We start from the raw sequence: 24212 nt of genomic DNA, 5'->3' as shown, positions 1-24212 counted from the left end.
GAGGAGTTCCCTATGCCCGAAAAGTCCACGCCCGAACAGACCGTCAACAAGGCCGATTTCTGGTTTGACCCCGTTTGCCCTTTCGCCTGGATCACGTCGCGCTGGATTGGCGAGGTTGAGGAAGTACGTGGCATCCAGACTGAATGGCATGTCATGAGCCTCTCCGTCCTCAACGAGGGCCGGGACCTTCCTGCCGAATACAGGGCAATGATGGATGAAAGCTGGGGTCCTGTACGCGTGATCATCGCGGCCCAGGAACTTCACGGTGCCAACTACGTCAAGCCGCTCTATGACGCCATGGGGGAGCAGATCCACCACGAGGGCAACAAGGACCGGGCATCGGTCATCCAGAAGGCCCTTGCCGAGGTAGGCCTGCCGGCTGATCTGGCACGCTTCGCTGACTCGGACGAGTACGATGTCCAACTGCGCTCAAGCCACGAGGCCGGGATCTCATTGGTTGGCCAGGATGTAGGAACTCCCGTAGTCGCCGTTAATGGAACTGCTTTCTTCGGTCCCGTACTGACCCGTATTCCCCGTGGTGAAGAAGCGGGGCAGATCTGGGACGCCACGGTGACCTTGGCTGGCTACCCGCACTTCTTCGAGTTGAAGCGCAGCCGCAGCGAAAGCCCCGAATTCAACTAGTTTCCCGAGGCCAAGAAGCTTCCCGAACTCAACCAGCAGGCTATTTCAGGAACCGAGATGTCCGCCGGTCAGCAAGGATCTTTCCGTTGGTCTGGCAGGTGGCACAGTATTGCAGGGAGGTGTCCGCAAAGGACACCTCCCTTACTGTGTCCCCGCACACCGGACAAGGAAGGCCGGTCCGTGCGTGCACCCGGAAGTTGCTGCGTTTGGTGTCCTTGAGTTCGCTGGACGGCTTGCCGGCGGCTGCGTTAACAGCTCCCACCAAAATCTCCTGCATGGCTTCGTAGAGCCGTGCCGCTGTGGCCTGGTCCAGGGACTTGGCACTGGCGAAGGGGGAAATTTTTGCAGCGTGCAGGATTTCGTCACTGTACGCGTTCCCTATGCCGGCAATGACGCCCTGGCTCCGAAGCAATCCCTTGATCTGTTGGGAACTGGATCCAAGGATCGCCGCCAACGCGTCAAGGTCGAAGTCGGGGCTGAGGGGCTCCGGTCCCAAGGTGGCGATTCCTGGCACGTCCTGAGGATCCCGCACCACATGGATGGCCAGGCTCTTCTTGGTTCCGGCTTCCGTCAGGTCCACGCCGATGTGGGCTCCGTCGGCAGGGCGGTGCAACAGGAGCCTTGCAGAGATGTTGCTTTTGCCCATCCGCAATCCGGCAGACGAAGGGTGCTCGGTATAGCGGACCCAGCCTGCCTTGGCCAGGTGGAAGACAAAGAACAGGCCATCAACATCAACGCACACGAATTTACCGATGCGCTGTACACCCTGGACGCTTCTGCCTTCGAGGACACTGTATGGAGGATCAGCAGTCTTCAGTGCGGAGAAGGAATTGATGCGGACCTCATTGAGCACGGCTCCGCGAAGTTGGGTGTCCAGATACATGCACAGGCCGTGCACTTCGGGGAGTTCCGGCATGGTCAATACTCTGCCACAGGTAGCCCTCGGAGCGCAGGAGAACTACAGGTTTGTAGTTCTTCCAAGGGTCTTGTGCATTGCTTTCAGCGGGACAACAATGGTTCTTACCCACTTCGAAAGAAGAGGGACACGGAAACCAAAGATTCAGTGATTGCAACCAACGCAGCCTTTGGCAAAGTTGGAAGCAGGCTACCAGTGATGAGGTAGGAAGACCTGAAATTCCTAGGATTCCGCCAGACTGTCAAGACATCACCAGACAGCCGAAAAGTCGAAGCCCCACCAACGGCAAAACGCTGATGGGGCTTCCCCTTTGCCCGAAATCAATGGGCGCAGTAACTTCCGGGACTACGGCTGGGACGCGGACGTCTCCTCGGCTGGTGCCAGGACAACATCGCTGACGGTCAGGTCGCCTTCACCGGACTGGAGCGTGATTTCCTGCGCGTTGGCGGCTGCCTTCAAGTCGCCCAGGCCGGCCTTCAGTTGGGCCACCAGAACCTCCGCGGCCGTGATGGAGGCAGAGAGCACCTCCGTGCGCTGCTTGACCTTTGCCTCGGACTTGGCTTTGCGAATGCCGCTGAGAGCGATGCCCACTGTGCCCAACATGGTGGTGTCCCCGTCCGTGATTTCCAGGGCGGTGGGCCACTCTGCACGGTGGACCGATCCTGCGCGCCACCAGCCCCAGACCTCTTCGGTAGCGAAGGGCAGGAACGGCGCGAAGAGACGCAGGAGCGAGTCCAGCGTTGTCGCCAGCGCAGCAAGGACCGAGGCCTGCTCAGTCTCGCCGGCGGCACCATAGGCGCGGTCCTTGATGAGCTCCACGTAGTCGTCCGTGAACTGCCAGAAGAAGGACTCGGTGATCTGGAGTGCGCGGGCGTAGTCGTAGTTCTCAAACGCCTTGGTGGACTGGGCAACGACATCGGACAGTTGCGCGAGCAGCGCACGGTCCAGCGGGTTGGTCAGCACCGAGAGGTCAGCAGACACCACGGAGTTCTCGGTGGCACCAAGGTTGAGTACGAACTTGGAGGCGTTCAGCAGTTTGATGGCCAGACGGCGGCCGATCTTCATCTGCGCAATTTCGTAGGCAGTGTCAGCGCCAAGCTTGGCCGAGGCGGCCCAGTAGCGGACGGCGTCGGAACCGTACTCGTTGAGCACATCCGTGGGCACCACAACGTTGCCCTTGGACTTGGACATTTTCTTGCGGTCCGGGTCCAGGATCCAGCCGGAGATGGCCGCGTGCTTCCACGGGGCATTCTTCTGCAGGGCATCAGCGCGAACGGCCGACGAGAACAGCCAGGTGCGGATGATGTCGTGGCCCTGCGGACGGAGGTCGAAGGGGTAGACCTTGGAGAACAGGTCCTCGTCACGGCTCCAGCCGCCCACAATCTGCGGGGTGAGCGAGGACGTGGCCCAGGTATCCAGGACGTCGGCGTCACCTGTGAAGCCGTTGGCCTGGTCACGCTGCGCTTCCTCGAAGCCGGGAGCCGCGTCCGCAGCAGGGTCCACGGGCAGCATGTCGTCCGACGGCAGGATGGGGTTGTCGTAGTCCGGGTTGCCCTGGGCATCCAGCGGGTACCAGACGGGGATGGGCACGCCGAAGAAGCGCTGGCGGGAAACCAGCCAGTCACCGTTCAGGCCGGCGATCCAGTTCTCGTAGCGTGAGCGCATGAAGGCCGGGTGGAAGGTGATTTCCTGGCCTCGGCCGATCAGGCGTTCGCGCCGTTCCTCGTCGCGGCCACCGTTGCGGATGTACCACTGACGGGACGTAACAACTTCGAGGGGCTTGTCGCCCTTTTCGAAGAAGTTCACCGGGTGGGTGATCTTCTTCGGTTCGCCGTCCAGCAGGTCCGCTGCCTTGAGCAGTTCAACCACGGCTTCCTTGGCGGAGAAAGCGGTCTTGCCCGCGATCGCGGCGTAGGCTTCCTTACCGGCCTCGGTGGTGATCCATTCCGGGGTGTCGGCAATGATGCGGCCGTCGCGGCCCATGATGGCACGCGTGGGCAGCTGCAGTTCGCGCCACCAGGTGACGTCGGTGAGGTCGCCGAAAGTACACACCATGGCAATTCCGGAGCCCTTGTCCGCCTTGGCGAGGGGGTGGGCCTTGACCTCAAGTTCGACGTCGAACAGCGGCGACTTCACGGTCTTGCCGAACAGCGGCTGGTACCGTTCGTCGTCGGGGTTTGCCACCAGGGCCGCGCAGGCAGCCAGCAGTTCCGGGCGAGTGGTCTCGATGAAGATCTTTTCGCCGTCTTCAGTGAAGAAGGGGTAGCGGTAGTAGGCGCCGGCAACGTCGCGGTCCTCAAGTTCAGCCTGTGCAACAGCCGTGCGGAACGTTACATCCCAGAGCGTGGGAGCTTCGGCCATGTAGGCGTCACCGGCAGAAAGGTTCGCGAGGAAGGCGCGCTGGGAGACCGCACGTGACGTGTCGTCAATGGTGCGGTACGTCAGGTCCCAGTCCACGGACAGCCCGAGGGTCTGGAACAGGTTCTCGAAGACTTTCTCGTCCTCAACGGCGAGTTCCTCGCACAGTTCGATGAAGTTCTGGCGCGAGACGACGTCGAAGTCCCGCTGGTTCTTGGCAGGCTGTGCGGGCGGCGTGTAGTCGGCCTGGTAGGGGATGGCGGGATCGCAACGCACACCGTAGTAGTTCTGGACGCGGCGCTCGGTGGGCAAGCCGTTGTCGTCCCAGCCCATGGGGTAGAAGACGTTTTTTCCGGTCATTCGCATGTAGCGGGCCTGGACGTCAGTCTGGGTGAAGGAGAACATGTGGCCCACGTGAAGCGAGCCCGATGCCGTGGGCGGGGGAGTATCGATCGAGTAGACCTGCTCCCGGGTGGTGTCCGGGTTGAACTTGTAGGTTCCTTCATCCAGCCAGCGCTGCGTCAAGGCAGCCTCAAGGCCTTCAAGGGCCGGCTTGTCGGGAACGTTGATGGGGTTGGTGGCGGGCGTGTCTGTACCCTGCGTTGATTCAGCCATGGATCAATTGTTTCATGGCTGAATCAACGCAAGGTACAGCCCGCCGGGGTAGGACTGCGCACCCCCGGATAAGGTGGTGCCATGACTTTGGCAGCGCACAGCACCCCCTCAGGACAGAATTCCGGCACGAACAGGACGGCCGTGGTGACCGGTGCAAGCACCGGTATCGGTGAAGCCACCGTCAGGGCCCTGGTGTCCACAGGCTGGACGGTTTTCGCCGTGGCGCGCAGGGCCGACAGGCTCGAGGCCCTGGGTGCTGAAACCGGCGCTGTGCCGTTCCCGGCCGACATCACCAACGACGACGACGTAGCAGCCTTGCTGGAAGCCGTGACCACGGCCGGAGGTGCTGACACCCTCATCAACATCGCCGGCGGTGCACGCGGCGCGGACACCATCGCCAATGCCGACACAGAGGATTGGGAATGGATGTACCAGGTCAACGTTTTGGGGACCATGAAGATCACCCGGGCGTTCCTGCCCATGCTGCGGGAAAACGGCGAGGGTACGGTCCTGAACCTGACCTCCACTGCCGGACTGTCGGCGTACGAGGGCGGGGCCGGCTACAACGCCGCCAAGTTTGCCCAGCACGCCATGACCAACGCTTTGCGCCTGGAAGAGGTGGGCAACAACGTCCGGGTGATCGAGGTGGCTCCAGGGCTGGTGTACACCGAGGAATTCGCACTGAACCGGCTGGGCGACAAAGACGCGGCCGCCAAGGTGTATGCCGGTGTGGACAAGCCGCTGACCGCCGGGGACGTGGCAGGCGTAGTGGCCTACTCAGTGTCGTTGCCGCACCATATCAACCTCGACCAGATCGTGGTCCGCCCTGTGGCCCAGGCAGCCAACCACAAGTTGATCCGCAGGGAACGTTAGCCGGCCGGAATGCTGAGCGTTGCCAGGATGGCGGCGTGGTCGGTGCCCGGAACGTGGAGGACCGCGTAGCCGCTGCTGCTGATCCGGGGCGAGGTGACCATGTGGTCGATGACAATGCCCGGCAGCGGCTGTCCCTCCATGGGCCACGTGGGGGAGAACCGCCCACCGGAAGCTGTTCCGACGTCAACGAGCTTCGTGCCCGTCTGCTGACCGCCCAAGGCGTTGTCGAGCAACGAACGGAACTCGGCGTGATCGTACGTTGCGTTGTAGTCGCCCACCAACAGATGGTTCCCGGGCCGGGAAGCCTGCCGGGCCAGCTTGTCCAGATCGCTGCGCCACTGACCAATCCGCTCATCAACCGGTGGAAGGGTATGGACGTTGGTGAGGTTCAGCGCCGCCATGGAACCAGCACCGGAATCCGTGACCTGTACCCGGGTCACGTCCATCCGGAACGGGGTGTCAGGCAGCAGCCCCACGGCCTCCAGCGGGAACACGGAGTACACCGCGCCGCCGGACGCGTCGTCATTGGGTTGGCTGAGGAGATGTGGCAGTACGTCCTCCAGGCCCGCTGAGCTGAGGGCGTCTTCAAGCCGTTGGGTGTGTTCCTGGATCGTCAGCAACTGGACACCCTTCTCGCGGACCAGCCTCACAATGGTCGCCGCGTCCGCCTCGCCATACTCGGAGTTGAGGCTCATCACCTTCAGCGAAGCCGTGGCCGTCCCGGCCGGCAGTGCTTCCGCTTTTCCGTTGTCCAGCGGGAACAGCCAGAACAGCTGAACCGCCAACAGCGCCGCCGTCGTGAGGATGACCCACCGCCGCCGCCCCACCACAGCAAGCACCAGGGCAAGCGCCGCGGGCAGCACCATCCACGGCGTGAAGGACAGCAACTGCACCACAATGAGGGGCCATTCGGCAGGGATGGCACGGAACAGTGACAGCCCCGCTACCGGCAGCCACACCACCAGGGCCAGTACCGACCACGCGATGGATGCCGGCCGCCGGGGATGGCGGGTTTCCGGAAGTGCAGGGGCGGGAAGCGTCATGGGGACGAGTCTATGTACCAGCGGCGCCACCGGGCTCCATCCATGGGATGAACTCCGGGTAGAGGGAGGCACCACGCTGCCGCTAGACTTGGGGGACCAGCTTTGATCCGGCCATCACCGGTGAGCTTCCGGAAGAACAGCGCCAACCACTTGCAAAGGTGCCAGGCGCCCAGTAGAACCGGACGGGTAAGCCCGTCACAGCAGTAATGAGAGGCCGGTGCCGGCAGCCATCCCTTACCCAGGGATGCCAAGGCTTCGGTAAGTGAGGTGGTACCGCGGTACCGGTGTTGCTGTGACTGAACAACAGCAAACATCGACGCCGTCCTCGCATCCTGACAGTCAACCAGCTATCACAGGATATGAGATGACCCACTACCCCAAGGCCTCAGCGTCTTCGTCCGGCACGCACGGCGTGTCCGCTTCCGTGAAGTTCCCGGAGATCGAAGAACGCATCCTCAAATACTGGGACGAAGACGGCACCTTCCAAGCCAGCATCGACCAACGCGATGCGGGTAAGGACGGCAGCAACGAGTTCGTCTTCTACGATGGCCCTCCCTTCGCCAACGGCCTCCCGCACTACGGCCACCTCCTGACTGGCTACGCCAAGGACCTCGTAGGCCGCTACCAGACCCAGCGCGGCAAGCGGGTGGAGCGCCGCTTTGGCTGGGACACCCACGGCCTCCCCGCAGAGCTCGAAGCCATGAAGCAACTGGGCATGACGGACAAGACCCAGATCGAAGCCATGGGCATCGACAAATTCAACGACGCCTGCCGCGCCTCCGTGATGAAGTACGCCAACGAGTGGAAGGCCTACGTCACCCGCCAGGCCCGCTGGGTGGACTTCGAGAACGACTACAAGACCCTCAACGTCGAGTACATGGAGTCGGTGCTTTGGGCCTTCAAACAGCTGCATGAAAAGGGCCTGACCTATAACGGTTACCGCGTCCTGCCGTACTGCTGGAAAGACGAGACGCCGCTGTCCAACCACGAACTCCGCATGGACGACGACGTCTACAAGAACCGCCAGGACCAGACGGTCACGGTCACGTTCCCCATCAAGGCAGGCGATACCGGTCTCTCCAAGGACCTTGCAGGTGTGCAGGCCATCGCCTGGACCACCACGCCCTGGACGTTGCCCACCAACCTGGCGCTCGCCGTCGGACCTGACATCTCTTATGCGGTCCTGCCCGCAGGACCCAACGGCGTGAAGGCGGCCTCCGCTGAAGCTCCGGTGACCGGCAGCTTCCTGCTCGCTGCTGACCTTGTGGGGTCCTACGCCAAGGACCTGGGGTACGGTGATGGTGCCGACGGCGTCGCTGCCGCAACTGCCGCCGTTGCCTCCACCCACACAGGCGCTGAGCTGGCGGGCCTGGAGTATGAGCCGCTGTGGAACGACTTTGCGGATACTGAGAAGTACGGGACGCAGAATGCCTGGCGCTTCCTGGTGGCCGACTACGTCACCACCACCGACGGTACGGGCATCGTCCACCAGGCTCCGGCCTACGGTGAGGATGACCAGAAGGTCTGTGAAGACGCCGGCATCCCCGTGGTCCTCTCCGTGGACGAAGGCGCCAGGTTCCTGCCGCTGTTTGCCCACGGCGAGTTGGCATCCATCGTTGGGCTGCAGGTTTTCGACGCTAACAAGCCCATCACCCAGGTGCTCCGCGCCGATGGCCGATTGGTCCGCCAGGCCAGCTACGAGCACAGCTACCCGCACTGCTGGCGTTGCCGGAACCCCCTGATCTACCGGGCAGTGTCCTCCTGGTACGTGGAGGTCACCAAGTTCAAGGACCGCATGTCCGAGCTGAACCAGGAGATCAACTGGATCCCGGGCAACGTCAAGGACGGCCAGTTCGGCAAGTGGCTGGACAACGCCCGTGACTGGTCCATCAGCCGCAACCGCTACTGGGGCTCACCCATCCCTGTTTGGCAGTCGGATGATCCCGAGTACCCGCGCACCGACGTCTACGGTTCGCTGGCGGACCTGGAAGCCGACTTCGGCCGGCTCCCGGTCAACAACGAGGGCCAGGTGGACCTGCACCGTCCGTTCATCGATGAACTGACCCGTCCCAACCCGGACGACCCCACAGGTCGATCCACCATGCGCCGCGTCGAGGACGTCCTGGACGTCTGGTTCGACTCCGGTTCCATGCCGTACGGACAGGTGCACTACCCGTTCCAAAACGAGGAGTGGTTTGACACCCACAACCCGGCGGACTTCATCGTGGAGTACATCGGACAGACGCGCGGCTGGTTCTACATGCTGCATATCCTGTCTACCGCGCTGTTTGACCGCCCGGCATTCCGCAATGTGATCAGCCATGGCATCGTCCTGGGCTCCGACGGCCAGAAGATGTCCAAGAGCCTGCGTAACTACCCGGACGTGTCCGAGGTCCTGGACCGCGACGGTTCCGACGCCATGCGCTGGTTCCTCATGTCCAGCCCCATCCTCCGCGGTGGCAACCTCGTGGTGACCGAGCAAGGTATCCGCGATGGCGTCCGTCAGGTCATCCTGCCGCTGTGGAACGTCTATAGCTTCTTCACGCTGTACACCAACGCATCGAACGGCGGTTCCGGTTACGAAGCGAAGCTGCGCTACGACGGCTACGCCGACACGCTGGACCAATACCTCCTGGCCAACACCGGGGACCTGGTCCGGAACATCACTTCCAGCCTGGACAGCTACGACATCTCGGGTGCCTGCGATCAGCTGCGCAGCTACCTGGACATGCTCACCAACTGGTACGTCCGCCGCAGCCGCCAGCGTTTCTTCGACGAGAACGTTGACGCTTTTGACGCGCTCTACACGGCGTTGGAAGCCGTGTGCCGGGTGTCGGCATCGTTGTTGCCGCTGGTCTCCGAGGAAATCTGGCGTGGTCTCACGGGTGGCCGCTCCGTGCACCTGGCTGACTGGCCCGACGCGTCCATGTTCCCTGCCAACGCTGGGCTGGTGGAGGCCATGGACCGTGTGCAGCAGATCTGCTCCACTGGTTCCAGCCTGCGCAAGGGAGCCAACCTGCGCGTCCGGCTGCCGCTGCAGGAACTGACTGTTGTGGCACCTGGAGCAGACACGCTGGAAGGCTTTGCCGCCGTCGTCGCTGATGAACTGAACCTGCGGTCCGTCCGCCTGCTGGACGCGGCAACTGCCTCACCTGAGGAATTCGGCATCGAGCAGAAGCTGGTGGTCAACGCCCGGGCTGCCGGACCTCGCCTCGGCAAGAACGTCCAACAGGCCATCAAGGGATCCAAATCCGGAGATTGGTCTGTCAATGATGCCGGTAGTGTCGTTGCCGGTGGCCTCGAGCTCGAGCCACACGAGTACACGCTGGAGACTGTGGTTGCGGAAGCGGCCGACGGCGGCAGCTCGGCAGTAGCGGTACTTCCTGGCGGTGGCTTTGTGGTCCTCAACACCGAGGTCACCCCGGAGCTTGCCGCAGAAGGGCTGGCCCGGGACATGGTCCGCGCCATCCAGCAGGCCCGCAAGGACGCTGGACTCAACGTGAGCGACCGCATCCGCACGTCTGTGGAGGCCGCACAGGACGTCGTCGACGCCCTGGAAGCCAATGCGGAGCTCGTGAAGACAGAAACGCTGACCCTTGAGCTGGAGGTTCTGCTGGCCGGCGTCGACGAACCGCAGGTCACGGTCACCAAGGCAGGAGCCTGACCATGACTGACGAATTCTCGGTAGAAAGCGTCTACGCCGAACTTCTGGGCCGTGCTCCGGAAAACAAAATGGAACCGCGCCTGGCCCCCTTGTTCCGTGCCATGGACGTGCTGGGGGAGCCGAACAAGGCCTACCCGATCATCCACATCACCGGCACCAACGGTAAAACGTCAACGGCCCGCATGATCGAGGCCGGACTGCGTGCCCACGGACTGAGCACAGGCCGCTATACCAGCCCGCACTTGTCCAAGGTCACCGAGCGCATCAGCATCGACGGCGAACCTGTGCCAGACGCGACGTTCGTGCGCATCTGGGACGAGATCCGCCCGTACTTGGAAATCGTGGACAGCGAGCTCGAGGCCGGCAACGAGCCCCGTCTGACGTACTTTGAGTGCCTCACCATTCTGGGCTTTGCTGTGTTCGCTGACCAGCCGGTTGATGTTGCCGTCATGGAGGTCGGGTTGGGCGGCATCACCGACGCCACGAACGTGGGCGACGGTCAAGTCTCGGTCATCACTCCGATCTCTTTGGACCACACGGATCTCCTGGGCGACACCACGGAGGACATCGCTTATGAGAAGGCCGGCATCATCAAACCCGGCGGCTTCCTGGTCAGCGCCGCCCAGCCGGTGGACGCCGCGCAGGTCCTGTTGGAGAAAGCCCGCGAAGTGGATGTGCCGTTCCGGTTCGAGGGCGTTGAATTTGGTGTTGAGTCCCGCGCTGTGGCTGTTGGTGGCCAGGTCCTGACCATCCAAGGCCTTGCCGGCCGGTACGAGGACCTGCTGCTTCCGCTCCATGGCGCCCACCAAGCTGAAAATGCTGCCGTGGCCGTTGCTGCCTTGGAAGCCTTCTTCGGCGGGGGAGAGAAGGAACTCGATGCAGAGGTGCTCAAGGAAGCCTTCGGCAACGTGACGTCACCTGGCCGGCTCGAGGTTGTCCGCACGGCGCCTACCGTGGTGGTTGACGCTGCGCATAATCCGGACGGCATCCGCGTCTCATCCGAGGCCATCCAGGAAGCCTTCAGTTTCAGCAAGCTTGTGGTGGTGGTGGGAGTCCTGCGCGAGAAAGACGCGGAAGAAATCCTGAAGACCCTCAGGGATTCCCTCGGTGGACTTGCCGGAGAATTCTGCTTCACGCAATCCAACTCGGCGCGTGCCGTTCCCGCAGCGGAACTGGCCGAACTCGCCGTCGACCTTGGCTTCGGCGAGGACAACATCCACATTGCGGAGAAGCTCGACGACGCCCTCGAATGGGCCGTGGAGCGTGCGGAATCCAATGACGACCTCGCTGGCGGCGTCCTGGTGACCGGCTCCATCACGGTGGTGGCCGAGGCCAGGATCCTGCTCGGAAAGGCCGGTGCCTAAGCATGGCAAAAATGACCAAGGCGCAGCGTGAATGGCGCCCCGGCATGCCCAAGAAGCGCCGCTCCACCAAAGTGATGTTCGCATCCACCGTGCTCCTCCTCGAAGCCTTCGTCGCGTTCTTCGGCACGCTGGCGGTCTTCGGGTTGAGGCGCGGGGAAGTGGCCCCCGGCATCATCCTGGGCGTGGGCATCGCCCTGAGCGTGGTGCTGGTCCTCGCCTGCGCTGTCCTGTCCAAGCCCTGGGGGATCGCCGTTGGCTGGGCGCTGCAGCTGGTGCTGATCCTGACTGGCTTTGCTGAGCCAACAATGTTCATTGTGGGCCTCCTGTTCGCCATCTGCTGGTGGTACGGGATCAGGGCCGGCATGAGGATCGACCGGGAAGTAGCCCAGCGGGACCGTGAGCAGGCGGAATGGGATGCTGCCCACGGTGACGAAGCAGACCCGCAAACCCCGTAAACTGGCTGGGAAAACCACCGACCAACCACATTGGAGCAACTGTGAGCATTGAACGGACCCTCGTCCTGGTCAAGCCCGACGGCGTCGCCCGCAACCTGGGCGGAACCATTCTCGCCCGGATCGAAGCCAAGGGTTACACCCTGGCGGAGCTGAAGAAGGTCAACGCATCCCGCGAGCTGCTGGAGCAGCACTATGAGGAGCACGTGGGCAAGCCGTTCTACGAGCCACTGGTTGAGTTCATGCTGAGCGGACCGGTCATCGCGGCGGTCTTCGAGGGCCATCGTGTCATTGAGGGCTTCCGCTCGCTGGCTGGAACCACGGATCCCACCACGGCGGCACCGGGCACCATTCGTGGTGACTTCGGCCGCGACTGGGGCCTGGCAGTCCAGCAGAACCTCGTTCACGGCTCGGATTCCGTTGACTCGGCTGAGCGCGAAATCAAAATCTGGTTCGCAGGCTAGCCACGCCTCACCGAAAATACAGAAAAGGCCAATGTTCATCACGAACATTGGCCTTTTCTGTCACCTAGCGCGGGTTTTTCCTAAGCGGAGGACCCCACGAAGATGTGGATGAACGAGAAGAAGATGGTTGCGGTGACGGCAACGTACAGGAGCGCCACAATGATCCAGCCGGACTCGCCCAGCAGCTTTGCCAAGGCCGGTGGCGCCTTGATGACTCCGTGGGTGACATTGCGGATGGTTACCCACACGAACAACGGGATCATCGCCGCCCACACCACCATGCAAAACGGGCAGAGCACGTGGATGGCGTAGAGGGCCTGCGACCACAGCCAGACAACGAAGGCGAAGCCAAGGGTAACGCCTGCCTGAAGCCCCAGCCAGTAGCCTCGTGAGAACCTGGCTCCCGCGAGGATGCCCATCGCCGTGGTGATGATGACGGCAAAGGCAACGATGCCGATGAACATGTTGGGGAACCCGAACACGGAACTCTGCGGTGTCTGCATGACCGCGCCGCAGGAAACCCAGGGATTCACATCGCAGACGGTCACGTGGTTGGGGTCCTTGAGTACTTCAAGCTTCTCCAGTACCAAGGCTCCGGACGCCACCCATCCGATCACACCGGTGATCAGCAGCAGCCAGGCAAAGGGTTTGTCCCGGACAGTCCGGGGGAGTGAGTCCTGGTGTGGACCTGCCTGCGTGGACAAATCCTCCACGGAGTTGGTGGATTGGTTGGCCAGGTTTCCCCTGGCTGTGCTCGGCATCGCGGATCTGGTCCTTTTCAATGTACGGTCCGGCCACGCCGGTATGGGCTCTTGGGAGGATTGTAACTCCGGAGGCTGGGCGGCGCCCCCAAGCTTCTGGTTGTGCCTGCTCCCGTCGAGCTGCGACACAGCGGCCTACCGTGGGACGGTGAACAGGTGTGAGAGAATGAACATGGCCGGAACCCGATCCACATTCGGAATCCGGTCCGGTGACTTTGTTCCCAAGACCGCCAGTATGAGCTGGGCATGCCTGGATTACGTGATCCTGGGTGGGCCCGCCATGACAATGGACGGCACCTGGTTGTGGCAGCAGAACAACGGGTTTCAGAACAAGGGCGCCGGCTTTCCAGGGCTGCCGCACCCCAATGATGGTGCGAACCGGAGAGCATACTACCGACTTCTGTCAACGCCTGCGGGTTTTGACAATATTTGCCCCACTGGGCGCCGGATGTGGCGGTGTCGCTGGGGCAGGAGTGTTGCCATATATGGATAATGACCAGGTTGTAGCCGTTAATAACGAGGCAGCTCCCGCGGAAACTGCGGAAGCGCCAAAGAAAGCCACCCGGACCCGGCGCAAGGCTGCGCCCAAAGTTGCAGCTGACGCGGAGGCACAGGCCTCAGCAGCACCCGTCGTTGAATCGACGGAGGCTCCTGAGGCAACGGAGGCCCCCGCTGCGCCGGTACGCCGTACCCGCTCACGCAAAAAGGCTGAACCCGCTGAGCCACTGCCCGGCTTGGGTGACGACGTCGCTGCCGGTCAGGAAGCCGCTGTAGAGACCCGGCCCGAAGCCGTCGCCGAGCCTGCCCCCGAAAAGCCGGTCCGCCGTCGTCGTGCTGCCAAGCCAAAGATTGAAGCAGAGGCGCCTGCCGCCGACGAAGCACCTGTTGCTACGGAAACCACAGTTGAAACCACGACGCCGGACGCCGCCTCCCAGCCGGCGTCGCCTGCTGCTGAAGCAGCTACCGTTGATGCGGCTCCTGTTGAGGCAACCCCCGAAGAGGAGGAAGCCGCCGCTGCAGGCTCTGCTTCGCTCTTCCTGGAGCCCGTTTCCATCACGTCCATGATTTTCCAGGCTCCGGACCTCACCACTGTTCCCCGCGTTGTCGCGGTGGAGGAGAAGGAAGAGGAGCCCGAGGAAGAAGCTGAGACCGGTTCCGAGGATGAGCTGGAAGATGCCGGCAGTCGTCGCCGTCGTCGGAGCCGTGGCCGCCGCGGCCGCCGCGGAACCGAACGCGAAGAGAGTGAAGCCGGAGAGGGCGCCGAGTCCGAGGACGAGGAAACTCCCGCTGCTGAAGCCTCCGACGAAGGAGTGACCTCGCGTCGCCGTCGTCGTCGCCGCCGTGGCGACCAGGACCTTGAACTGACCGGCGGCTCGGACGACGATCCGCCCAACACGGTGACCCGCGTCCGCGCTCCCCGCCCGATCACGGAAACGGCCCCCTCCAATCGCGTGACCAGCGTCAAGGGCTCCACCAGGCTTGAAGCCAAGAAGCAGCGCCGCCGCGAATCCCGCGAGACCGGACGCCGCCGCCAGGTCATCACCGAGGCCGAATTCCTGGCCCGCCGCGAATCAGTGGACCGGCAGATGATTGTCCGCCAGCGCGACGACAGAATTCAGATCGGCGTCCTGGAAGATGGCGTGCTTGCCGAGCATTTCGTCTCCAAGACACAGCAGGACTCCTTGATCGGCAACGTTTACCTGGGCAAGGTCCAGAACGTCCTGCCGTCCATGGAAGCTGCCTTCGTGGACATTGGACGCGGCCGCAACGCCGTGTTGTACGCCGGTGAAGTCAACTGGGACGCGGTCAACCTCGAGGGCCAGCCACGCCGGATCGAGAACGCGCTGAAGTCCGGCGATTCCGTCCTGGTCCAGGTCACCAAGGACCCCGTAGGCCACAAGGGTGCCCGCCTGACCAGCCAGATCTCCCTGCCCGGCCGCTACCTGGTGTACGTGCCCGGTGGCTCCATGACCGGCATTTCACGCAAGCTGCCCGACGTCGAACGCAACCGCCTCAAGCGCATCCTGAAGGACCGTTTGCCGGAAAACGCTGGCGTCATTGTCCGCACGGCTGCTGAAGGTGCGTCGGAAGAAGAACTGACGCACGACATCAACCGCCTGCGCGCCCAATGGGAAGGCATCGAAGGCCAGGCTTCTTCCACCAAGGTCCTGGCACCGGAACTGCTCTACGGCGAACCGGACCTGACCATCAAGGTGGTCCGTGACGTCTTCAATGAAGACTTCTCCAAACTGATCGTTTCCGGCGACGACGCCTGGGACACCATTGAGGCTTACGTAACCTACGTTGCCCCCGACCTTGTGGGCCGCCTCGAGAAGTGGACCAAGGACCAGGACATCTTTGGTGCCTGGCGCATTGACGAGCAGATCCACAAGGCACTGGAACGCAAAGTCTTCCTCCCGTCCGGTGGTTCGCTGGTCATCGACCGCACCGAAGCCATGACCGTGGTGGACGTCAACACCGGTAAGTTCACCGGCAGCGGTGGAAACCTTGAAGAAACCGTCACCAAGAACAACCTCGAAGCTGCTGAGGAAGTCGTTCGCCAGCTTCGCCTGCGTGACATCGGCGGCATCATTGTCATCGACTTCATCGACATGGTCCTTGAGTCCAACCGTGACCTCGTCCTCCGCCGTATGGTTGAGTGCCTTGGCCGCGACCGCACCAAGCATCAAGTGGCCGAAGTGACGTCACTGGGCCTTGTCCAGATGACCCGCAAGCGCATGGGTACCGGCCTCCTTGAGGTCTTCGGTGAGCAGTGCGAGCACTGTGCCGGCCGCGGCGTGGTCACCCACGACGAGCCCGTGGAGCACCGCCGCGCCAACGTTGTGGCTGCCGAGCACCACCGCCCCCACACTGAGACGCAGCAACCCACAGCCCGAACGGAACGCAAGCGCCGCCGTGGCAAGGGCGGGGGACAGGCTGTCGCCGAGGCTCCCGTGCAGGTCCACACCACTGCCTCCACCCCTGCTGCACCTCCCGCGGCCTCCGAGCCGCAGGACCCGGCCAAGCAGGCCAAGGCAGAGGCAACCCGGGCTGCGCTGGCAACGATCGCTGCTGCCGCCCACGCTGCCCACCTCCACGATGACGAAGTCCACCGTGCAGAAGAGCAGGCACGGGCGGCCGGCCAGCACCAGGCGCCTGCTGCATCGCAGCCCGAGGCCGGAGAGCACGCCGACCGCGAATCAGAACGGGAAGCATCGGTTCGTGACGCACGGTCCACTCCGGTCCTGCGATTCGGCGGCGAAGAGGTGGCCCTGCCTTTCGGGGAACACCACGAGGAACCGCCTGCCGCCAAGCCTGCCATGAGCCTGGATCTCCTGGCCGAAGCGTTCTCCCACCTTGGCGCGGCACCCGAGGCAAAGCCCGAAACCGTGGTTCCTTCCAAGGCAGCCGCTGCACCGGCAGCCGCCGTGGCGGGGCCTGCGGATGAGGACCCTGAAGCTGCGTCGGCGTCGAAGTCACGCCGTGGGCGCCGCAACCGCAGTGCGAGCCGTGCCCAGGGCGCAGCCAATGAGACCAGCGTTGAGCACCACGAGGTAACGGCTACGGCAGCGCGTGGAACGGCACACGAGGCCAAAGCGCCGGCGGAGCCTGCCAAGAAGGTGGCGTCCGAGGAACCCATCATCCTTGGGGTTGGCGTTCCCGCTTCGGAGCTCTAGCATCTGATCCGCAAGGGCCCTGCAGTACCTGCCACAGGCGGGTACTGCAGGGCCCTTTGCTGTGCGCTCCCGGCGGTCATATCCGGTCTTGTGGGTGCCGCAGTTCCCAGGCTTTGCTGCTTCCCGGCTACGCTGGTGGACTGACACGGGGTGCCGGGCATTGGGCCAGGCTGAGATCCAGACCCGTTGAACCTGTCCGGTTAGCACCGGCGAAGGGATGTCCCCATGGCGTCATCGTCGTATTCTCCTGTGTACCCTTTGGTTGTTTCCGGCCGTGGAACGCCCCGCGTACTGAGTATCGCGGGCTCGGATCCCTCCGGCGGTGCCGGTATCCAGGCAGACCTGAAGAGCATTGCCGCGCAGGGCGGCTACGGCATGGCGGCGATCACCGCGTTGACGGCCCAAAACACACTGGGTGTCAGTGCCGTCCACGTTCCTCCGGTGGAGTTCCTGCGACAGCAATTGGAAGCCATCAGCACGGACATCGCCATCGATGCCGTCAAGATCGGCATGCTGGGTGACGCTGCGGTGATCGATGAGGTCCGCGGCTGGCTCGAGGCGGCGCGTCCCGCCGTCGTGGTCCTTGACCCGGTGATGGTGGCCACCAGCGGTGACCGCCTCCTGCGCGGGTCTGCCGAGCAAGCCCTGCGCGCCCTCCTGCCGTTGGCGGACCTTATTACCCCGAACCTCCCGGAGCTTGCCATGCTGTTGGGGGAGCCTGAAGCTGCTGACTGGGATTCGGCGTTGAACCAGGGCAAGCGGCTGGCTGCTGAGTGCGGCACCACGGTCCTGGTGAAGGGCGGACACCTGGCAGGGGCGGAGTGCCCGGATGCCCTGGTCAACACCAGCGGCCTCCTGCGGCAGGACGTCATTGAGGTAGCCGGACCCCGTGTGGAAACGAACAACAGCCACGGTACAGGCTGTTCGTTGTCGTCGGCGCTGGCCACTGTCCAGGCCCGCACCGGTGATTGGGAAGCTTCCCTGCGTGAGGTCAAGCCGTGGTTGCTCCAGGCGTTGCTGCATTCGGACAGCCTCGACGTAGGCCAGGGAAATGGACCGGTCCACCATTTTCACCACCATCAGGTCCTGAGGCCGGGGGAATTCGCCGCGGCGCTGTGGAAGGAAGCCGCTCCCGAGCTCGAGGCAATCTATAAGCTGAGCTTTATTGACGGCCTGCAATCGGGCGACCTCCCGGAAGCAGCGTTCAATTACTACCTCACGCAGGACGCCATCTACCTCAACGGGTATTCCAGGGTCCTGGCACGCGCGGGAGCCCTTGCCCCCACGGAGGAGGAACAGTTGTTCTGGGCCAAAGCGTCCCAACAGTGCCTTGAGGTCGAATCGGAACTGCACAGGAACTGGCTCAGCTCCCGCGAGGTCTCCCCGGTGACCGGACCCGTCACCAAGTCCTATGTGGACCACTTGCTGGCTTCCTCGGCCACCGGCAGTTACTCCGTGGTGCTGGCAGCCATCCTGCCGTGCTACTGGCTCTACGCGGAGGTGGGACAGCAGCTCCATGCATCGTTCGTGGACGCGGGAGCCCCGGCAGCGCATCCCTACGCGGACTGGCTCAGGACCTACGCCGATGAAGAGTTTGCTGCAGCCACAAGGAATGCGATCAATTTCACGGACGCCGCTGCGGCGGCAGCTTCCGAGGGGGAGCGGGCGTCCATGCTGGAGGCGTTTGCCCAGTCCTGCCGCTATGAGACAGCGTTCTTCGACGCTCCGCGGCTGTTCGCCTGACCGTTTCTGTCCGGGCTTTTTATCCCCGGGCCCCAAAGCGCCTCAGCGCGTCGCGGGTCAAATCACGTTAATCGCCCCGAAGCCTGTAGGCTGTATGGGCACGGTGCCGGGAGAGTCCGTTACAACTGGTGACGCAAGTCACGTGGTAGCCTCCGGACCCGGCCTCATTTGCAGCCGAGGGTCAAACTAGCGTAATCTTGATCTTCGGTGCTTACGCCAACACTTGGGTTATGCCCCTTGGAATTGTTCAAGGGATGACTCGCGGACTTCGATCAGAAGTCCACGGCGTTGAGGCACAGCGCGAACCAAGCCTGATTTCGGTTCCAGGTTCCGCACGCAAATTTAGTTATAAACGTCGAGAGAAGTGAGTACCCAAGTGGTGTACGCGATTGTCCGCGCAGGCGGCCGCCAAGAAAAAGTTTCCGTTGGAGACTACGTAACGCTTAACCGCGTCCCCGGTGGAGCCGGCAGCACGCTTGAGCTGCCCGCCTTGCTCCTGGTTGACGGCGAGAAGGTCACCTCCGCAGCTGCGGAACTGGCCAACGTCAAGGTTACGGCTGAGATCCTCGAGGACCTCCGTGGTCCGAAGATCGTCATCCAAAAGTTCAAGAACAAGACCGGCTACCGGAAGCGTCAGGGTCACCGTCAGGAACTGACCAAGATCAAGATCACCAGCATCGCGTAACTTTCGTTACCCGCTGTTCAGGTTTTTCAGTTTCCCCAGAAATTTAGAGGCAGGCATTTCACATGGCACACAAAAAAGGCGCGAGTTCCACTCGCAACGGTCGTGACTCCAACGCACAGTACCTGGGCGTCAAGCGCTTCGGTGGTCAGGTAGTCTCCGCAGGCGAAATCATCGTTCGCCAGCGTGGCACGCACTTCCACCCCGGTGCAGGCGTAGGTCGCGGTGGCGACGACACCCTGTTCGCCCTGCAGGCCGGCTCGGTTGAGTTTGGTACTCGCCGCGGACGTCGCGTAGTGAACATCGTTGCTGCTGCAGCTGCAGAGTAACAACAAGTTCTGAACCGGTGGAGCGGGCCAAACGGCCCGCTCCACCGTTCTTTTAACCGCATTACAATCGACTAGGGCGCTTTAGCGCACTGGTTTTGCAACAGCGCTGGCAACAGCAACAAACGCTGTAAGTAAGACAGCAACTGAGGAGATCCACGTGGCGAGCTTTGTAGACCGGGTAGTCCTGCACGTATCCGGCGGAACCGGCGGCCACGGCTGTGTCTCTGTAAAGCGGGAGAAGTTCAAGCCGCTCGGTGGCCCCGACGGCGGCAACGGCGGCAATGGCGGGGATGTCATCCTCCGGGTGTCCGCCCAGACCACCACCCTGCTGGACTACCACCACGCACCCCACCGCCACGCCACCAATGGTGGCCCGGGCATGGGCGACTGGCGCGGTGGCAAGAACGGCGAGACCCTGATTCTTCCGGTCCCCGACGGCACCGTCATCAAGACCAAAGACGGCGAAGTCCTGGCTGACCTCGTGGGTGAGGGTACTGAATACGTCGCAGCTGCCGGCGGCCAAGGCGGCCTGGGCAATGCTTCCCTTTCCTCCCAGAAGCGCCGGGCGCCCGGCTTCGCCCTGCTGGGTATCGAAGGCGAATCCAGCGACATCGTCCTGGAATTGAAGTCCATCGCCGACATCGCATTGGTTGGCTTCCCCTCGGCCGGCAAGTCCAGCCTGATCGCAGCCATGTCTGCTGCCCGGCCGAAGATCGCCGATTACCCCTTCACCACCCTCATCCCCAACCTTGGCGTGGTCCAGGCGGGAGAAGTCCGTTTCACCATTGCAGATGTCCCCGGTTTGATCGAGGGTGCCAGCGAAGGCAAGGGACTCGGGCACAACTTCCTGCGGCACGTTGAGCGGTGTGCGGCACTGGTGCACGTCCTTGACTGCGGAACCCTGGAGTCGGACCGCGATCCTCTGTCCGATCTCGCCATCATTGAGGCCGAGCTGGAGAAGTACGCGGTAGACATGAGTTACGCCGGTGTTGACGGCGAAGTTGTTCCCCTGAACGAGCGCCCCAAACTGGTTGTCCTCAACAAGGTTGACTTGCCCGATGGCAAGGACATGGCTGAGTTCGTTCGTCCGGACCTGGAAGCGCGGGGTTACCGCGTCTTCGAAGTCTCGGCAACCAGCCACGAGGGCCTGCGCCAGCTCGGATTTGCCATGGCCGAGATCGTCAAGGCTGCGCGCGACGCCGTGGCAGTCGCACCTCCCAAGGTTGCGCCGCCCGTCCTTCGGCCCCGCGCGGTCAACGAGTCCGGTTTCAAGATCCGCCGCGAAGAAAAGAACCTCGAGCCGCTGTTCCGCGTTCTGGGCGAAAAGCCTGTGCGCTGGGTCAAGCAGACCGACTTCACCAACGAGGAAGCCATCGGCTACCTTGCTGACCGCCTGGCCAAGCTGGGTGTGGAAACTGAGCTCTTCAAGGTTGGCGCCAAGCCCGGCGACACCGTAGTCATCGGTGAAGACGATGGCGTGGTGTTCGACTGGGAGCCCACCATGATGGCCGGTGCCGAACTCCTGGCCACCCCCCGCGGCACCGACATCCGCGTTGCGGACATTGGCGACCGTCCTACACGTTCACAGAAGCGCGATGAGCAGCTTGAGCGCCGCGAGGCCAAGGCAGCGGCCCGAGCAGAGCTTGAAGCAGAACGCAAGGCCGGCATCTGGACTGAATCCGTCAGCGGCCGCCGCGCACAGACCGTGAGGGAGAGCACCCTTGACGCCGGTGATGACGACTAGGACCGTCGACGATCCGGCCATGGCCGAAGGCCTGGAGCGCCAGGCCCTCGCCACCGCCAAGCGGATTGTGGTCAAGGTAGGGTCCTCTTCCTTGACCAGCATCAAGGGCGGTATTTCCGAGAAATCCCTTGCGGGACTGGTGGACGCCCTGGCGGACAAGCGCAATGCCGGCACCGAGATCATTCTGGTCTCTTCGGGGGCCATCGCTGCGGGCCTGGCCCCTTTGGGTCTGGCCAAACGGCCCAAGGACCTGGCCACGCAGCAGGCTGCCGCGAGTGTAGGCCAGGGACTGCTCATGGCCCGTTACACTCAGGCGTTCAGTGCCCACGGCGTCACCGTCAGCCAGGTGCTGCTGACCGCGGACGACCTCATGCGCCGCACCCAGCACACCAACGCTTTCAGGGCGCTGGACCGTCTGCTCAACCTTGGCGTGGTGCCCGTGGTCAACGAGAACGACACCGTGGCCACGCACGAGATCCGCTTTGGCGACAACGACCGACTGGCCGCTTTGGTGGCCCACCTGGTCCGCGCGGATGCGCTGGTACTGCTGTCCGACGTCGACGCCCTCTATGACGGACCGCCCTCCCAGGGTGCCAAGCGTATTCCGTTGGTTCAGGGTCCTCAGGACCTTGAGGACGTCACCATCGGCAAGGCCGGCAAGGCCGGCGTCGGAACCGGTGGAATGATGACCAAGGTTGAGGCGGCGTCGATCGCTGCCGGCTCGGGTATCCACGCTTTGGTAACGTCAACGGCCAACGCCGCCGCCGCCTTGGCGGGGGATGACGTGGGAACCTGGTTCTCCGTCAATGGCAACCGCAAGCCGGTCCGCCTCCTGTGGCTGGCGCACCTGGCCACGGTTCAAGGACGCTTAATGCTCGACGACGGCGCGGTTAAAGCAGTGCGCGAACGGCACAGGTCACTCCTTCCTGCGGGCATTTCGGAGGTCAGTGGTGATTTCGAAGCCGGCGATCCTGTGGAGATGGTTGCCCATGATGGAACCGTGGTGGCGCGTGGGCTGGTGAACTATTCCTCGGAGGAACTCCCGCGCATGCTGGGCCGCACTACCCAGGAGCTCGGCCAGGCGATGGGCCGGGGTTACGACCGCGAAGTTGTTCATGTTGATGATCTGGTGCTCCTGCGGACGCCCCGCTCATCTAAACTTGGAGCATGACTGAAGCGCTGACCCCTGATGCCCCTGTGATCTCCGACGTTTCCGGTGTTGCCGGACAAACGCCGGAGAACCCTGTGGCAGGCGGCGTTCCGCTCTCCCCGGAGGATGTCCAGGCCGCCGTTCATGCCATTGCCGACCGTTCCCGCAAAGCTGCCCGCCGCATGGCCCAGGCGAACCGTGCCTGGAAGGATCGTGCGCTCCGTGCCATTGGAACAGCCCTGGTGGAGAACCGGAAGCATGTTTTGGAGGCCAACGCCAAGGACGTTGCCGAAGGCCGTGCCAATGGCACGTCCGCAGCACTCCTGGACCGCCTCACGCTGACTCCTGCCCGGATCGATGGATTGGTTGCGGCCCTGGAGAATCTGGCAGGCCTGCCGGATCCGGTGGGCAACGTCGTCCGGGGTCAGACGCTCCCCAACGGCCTGCGCCTGCGCCAGGTCAACGTACCCATGGGCGTTGTGGCCGCCATTTACGAGGCTCGCCCGAACGTGACCGTTGATATCGCCGGCTTGGCCCTGAAGAGCGGCAACGCCGTGATTCTTCGTGGCGGGTCCGCTGCGGCGAACACCAATGAGGCTTTGGTGCGGATCCTTCGGGAAGCATTGGACTCGGTGGGCCTGCCGGCCGATGCTGTCCAGACCGTGGACCAGTACGGCCGCGAAGGTGCCAACGTGCTGATGCGTGCCCGCGGGCGCGTGGACGTTCTCATTCCGCGGGGTGGGCGGGACCTCATTCAGACAGTGGTCACCAACTCTGCCGTGCCCGTTATTGAAACGGGTGAAGGCAACGTCCATATCTTCATCGACGAGTCTGCGGATGAAGAAATGGCTGTGGAGATCCTCCTCAATGCCAAAACGCAGCGTCCCAGCGTTTGCAACACCGTGGAGACCCTGCTGGTCCACTCGGGCGCAACGGTGCTTCCTGCTGTTGCCAAGGCATTGCGGTCACAAGGGGTGACGCTCCATGTTGACGAAAGGATCGCCGCTGCCTTGGGCAAGGACGTTGAAACCGTTCCCGCTGACGACGACGATTGGGCCACCGAATACATGGACCTTGACCTCGCAGTGGCCATGGTGGACAGCCTGGACGAGGCCGTCAACCACATCCGCACGTGGACCACTGGACACACTGAAGCGATCCTCACCAACAACCTGGCCAACGCCGAGAAGTTCATCGCAGAGATTGATTCCGCTGCCGTGATCGTCAATGCCTCCACGCGGTTTACCGACGGCGGCGAACTGGGCCTCGGCGCCGAGGTGGGCATTTCGACGCAAAAGTTGCACGCCCGTGGTCCCATGGGCCTCACGGAGCTGACTACCACCAAGTGGATCGTCCAGGGCGAAGGCCAAGTCCGCAGCTAGCAACGCTGTAACATAGAACAGAAGTCCGGAACGTCGGGATGCCCCGCCGTGCAAAACATTTGAGAACCAACTAGGGGAGAAGATGCTGTTTCAGCAGATCGCCACGTCCATTGCCGCCCAAACTGAAGGCGGCGGCCACGAGGAACTCGCGCCCCTGTGGGCAGAGCCGTGGGTCTTCGGCATCGTGATGTTTGCCCTCATGCTGGTCCTCCTGTTCGTCACCCTGTCCTACACCAACCTGGGCAACCGCCACGAGGCTGTTGAAGAGCACGCTGACCCGCACCGCCAGCACCCGAACAAGCACACCCACGGGCAGGGCCACTAACATTATTGCCGCAACACCACGTGGGGAG

18 protein-coding genes and 1 riboswitch are annotated in these 24212 nt (G+C 63.1%); of the genes, 14 read left to right on the top strand and 4 right to left on the bottom strand.

Annotated features, from left to right (window positions below; genetic code table 11):
• The first annotated feature begins 12 nt into the window (after positions 1 to 12).
• Positions 13 to 642, top strand: coding sequence for a mycothiol-dependent nitroreductase Rv2466c family protein (locus CGK93_RS13690; protein ID WP_089595309.1), 630 nt, complete (start codon positions 13 to 15; stop codon positions 640 to 642).
• 40 nt (positions 643 to 682) lie between these two features.
• Here CGK93_RS13690 and CGK93_RS13685 read toward each other — a convergent pair whose 3' ends face one another.
• Complete coding sequence (locus CGK93_RS13685) at positions 683 to 1558, bottom strand: Fpg/Nei family DNA glycosylase (protein WP_089595308.1); 876 nt, start codon at positions 1556 to 1558, stop codon at positions 683 to 685.
• A gap of 345 nt (positions 1559 to 1903) precedes the next feature.
• Positions 1904 to 4531 carry a valine--tRNA ligase gene (gene valS / locus CGK93_RS13680; RefSeq protein ID WP_089595307.1) on the bottom strand — a complete coding sequence of 876 codons (2628 nt, stop codon included), beginning with the start codon at positions 4529 to 4531 and terminating at the stop codon, positions 1904 to 1906.
• Between the two features lie 81 nt (positions 4532 to 4612).
• On the opposite strand from valS, the gene CGK93_RS13675 reads away from it, so the two are divergent.
• Positions 4613 to 5404, top strand: a complete 792-nt coding sequence (locus CGK93_RS13675; protein ID WP_089595306.1) for an SDR family oxidoreductase — start codon at positions 4613 to 4615, stop codon at positions 5402 to 5404.
• Here the strand turns inward: CGK93_RS13675 and CGK93_RS13670 are convergent.
• Positions 5401 to 6447: an endonuclease/exonuclease/phosphatase family protein gene (locus CGK93_RS13670; protein WP_089595305.1), complete on the bottom strand. Its 1047-nt coding sequence runs from the start codon at positions 6445 to 6447 to the stop codon at positions 5401 to 5403. The genes CGK93_RS13675 and CGK93_RS13670 overlap by 4 nt on opposite strands.
• Before the next feature lie 364 nt (positions 6448 to 6811).
• Here CGK93_RS13670 and ileS point away from each other — a divergent pair, with 364 nt between their 5' ends.
• From ileS to ndk, 4 genes are read left to right on the top strand one after another with little or no spacing between them, the layout of a single operon-like run.
• Positions 6812 to 10111 carry an isoleucine--tRNA ligase gene (gene ileS, locus CGK93_RS13665; RefSeq protein ID WP_089595304.1) on the top strand — a complete coding sequence of 1100 codons (3300 nt, stop codon included), beginning with the start codon at positions 6812 to 6814 and terminating at the stop codon, positions 10109 to 10111.
• A 2-nt stretch (positions 10112 to 10113) separates the two neighbouring features.
• Positions 10114 to 11475, top strand: coding sequence for a bifunctional folylpolyglutamate synthase/dihydrofolate synthase (locus tag CGK93_RS13660; RefSeq protein WP_089595303.1), 1362 nt, complete (start codon positions 10114 to 10116; stop codon positions 11473 to 11475).
• Positions 11476 to 11477: 2 nt separating this feature from the next.
• On the top strand, positions 11478 to 11930 hold the full coding sequence (locus CGK93_RS13655) for a DUF4233 domain-containing protein (RefSeq protein ID WP_089595302.1): 453 nt from the start codon (positions 11478 to 11480) through the stop codon (positions 11928 to 11930).
• Positions 11931 to 11971: 41 nt separating this feature from the next.
• Positions 11972 to 12391, top strand: a complete 420-nt coding sequence (ndk, locus tag CGK93_RS13650) for a nucleoside-diphosphate kinase (protein ID WP_089595301.1) — start codon at positions 11972 to 11974, stop codon at positions 12389 to 12391.
• 80 nt (positions 12392 to 12471) lie between these two features.
• Here the strand turns inward: ndk and CGK93_RS13645 are convergent, their stop codons facing one another.
• Positions 12472 to 13152, bottom strand: coding sequence for a vitamin K epoxide reductase family protein (locus CGK93_RS13645; protein ID WP_089595300.1), 681 nt, complete (start codon positions 13150 to 13152; stop codon positions 12472 to 12474).
• Between the two features lie 485 nt (positions 13153 to 13637).
• Here CGK93_RS13645 and CGK93_RS13640 point away from each other — a divergent pair, with 485 nt between their 5' ends.
• The 8 genes from CGK93_RS13640 (at position 13638) to CGK93_RS13605 (ending at position 24184) form a co-directional block, all read left to right on the top strand.
• Positions 13638 to 16829, top strand: a complete 3192-nt coding sequence (locus CGK93_RS13640) for an Rne/Rng family ribonuclease (protein WP_232481321.1) — start codon at positions 13638 to 13640, stop codon at positions 16827 to 16829.
• A gap of 136 nt (positions 16830 to 16965) precedes the next feature.
• Positions 16966 to 17064, top strand: a riboswitch (TPP riboswitch).
• Positions 17055 to 18572 carry a bifunctional hydroxymethylpyrimidine kinase/phosphomethylpyrimidine kinase gene (gene thiD / locus CGK93_RS13635; protein ID WP_089595298.1) on the top strand — a complete coding sequence of 506 codons (1518 nt, stop codon included), beginning with the start codon at positions 17055 to 17057 and terminating at the stop codon, positions 18570 to 18572. (Overlaps the previous riboswitch by 10 nt.)
• A gap of 376 nt (positions 18573 to 18948) precedes the next feature.
• A complete protein-coding gene (gene rplU, locus CGK93_RS13630; protein ID WP_024816904.1) occupies positions 18949 to 19257 on the top strand; it encodes a 50S ribosomal protein L21 in 309 nt (102 codons plus the stop codon).
• Positions 19258 to 19319: 62 nt separating this feature from the next.
• On the top strand, positions 19320 to 19583 hold the full coding sequence (gene rpmA / locus CGK93_RS13625; protein ID WP_024816903.1) for a 50S ribosomal protein L27: 264 nt from the start codon (positions 19320 to 19322) through the stop codon (positions 19581 to 19583).
• 157 nt (positions 19584 to 19740) lie between these two features.
• Entirely contained in the window at positions 19741 to 21327 is a 1587-nt protein-coding gene (gene obgE, locus CGK93_RS13620) for a GTPase ObgE (protein ID WP_089595297.1), read from the top strand.
• Entirely contained in the window at positions 21317 to 22498 is a 1182-nt protein-coding gene (gene proB / locus CGK93_RS13615; RefSeq protein WP_089595296.1) for a glutamate 5-kinase, read from the top strand. The genes obgE and proB overlap by 11 nt, the downstream gene beginning before the upstream one ends.
• Entirely contained in the window at positions 22495 to 23859 is a 1365-nt protein-coding gene (locus CGK93_RS13610; RefSeq protein WP_089595295.1) for a glutamate-5-semialdehyde dehydrogenase, read from the top strand. The genes proB and CGK93_RS13610 overlap by 4 nt, the downstream gene beginning before the upstream one ends.
• Before the next feature lie 82 nt (positions 23860 to 23941).
• The gene (locus tag CGK93_RS13605; RefSeq protein ID WP_089595294.1) at positions 23942 to 24184 is read left to right on the top strand and encodes a hypothetical protein; all 243 of its coding nucleotides are present in this window, start codon (positions 23942 to 23944) and stop codon (positions 24182 to 24184) included.
• Positions 24185 to 24212: the final 28 nt, after the last annotated feature.

The organism is Arthrobacter sp. YN (assembly GCF_002224285.1).
Classification (GTDB): Bacteria; Actinomycetota; Actinomycetes; order Actinomycetales; family Micrococcaceae; genus Arthrobacter.
This window is presented reverse-complemented; position numbering and strand designations above follow the sequence as displayed.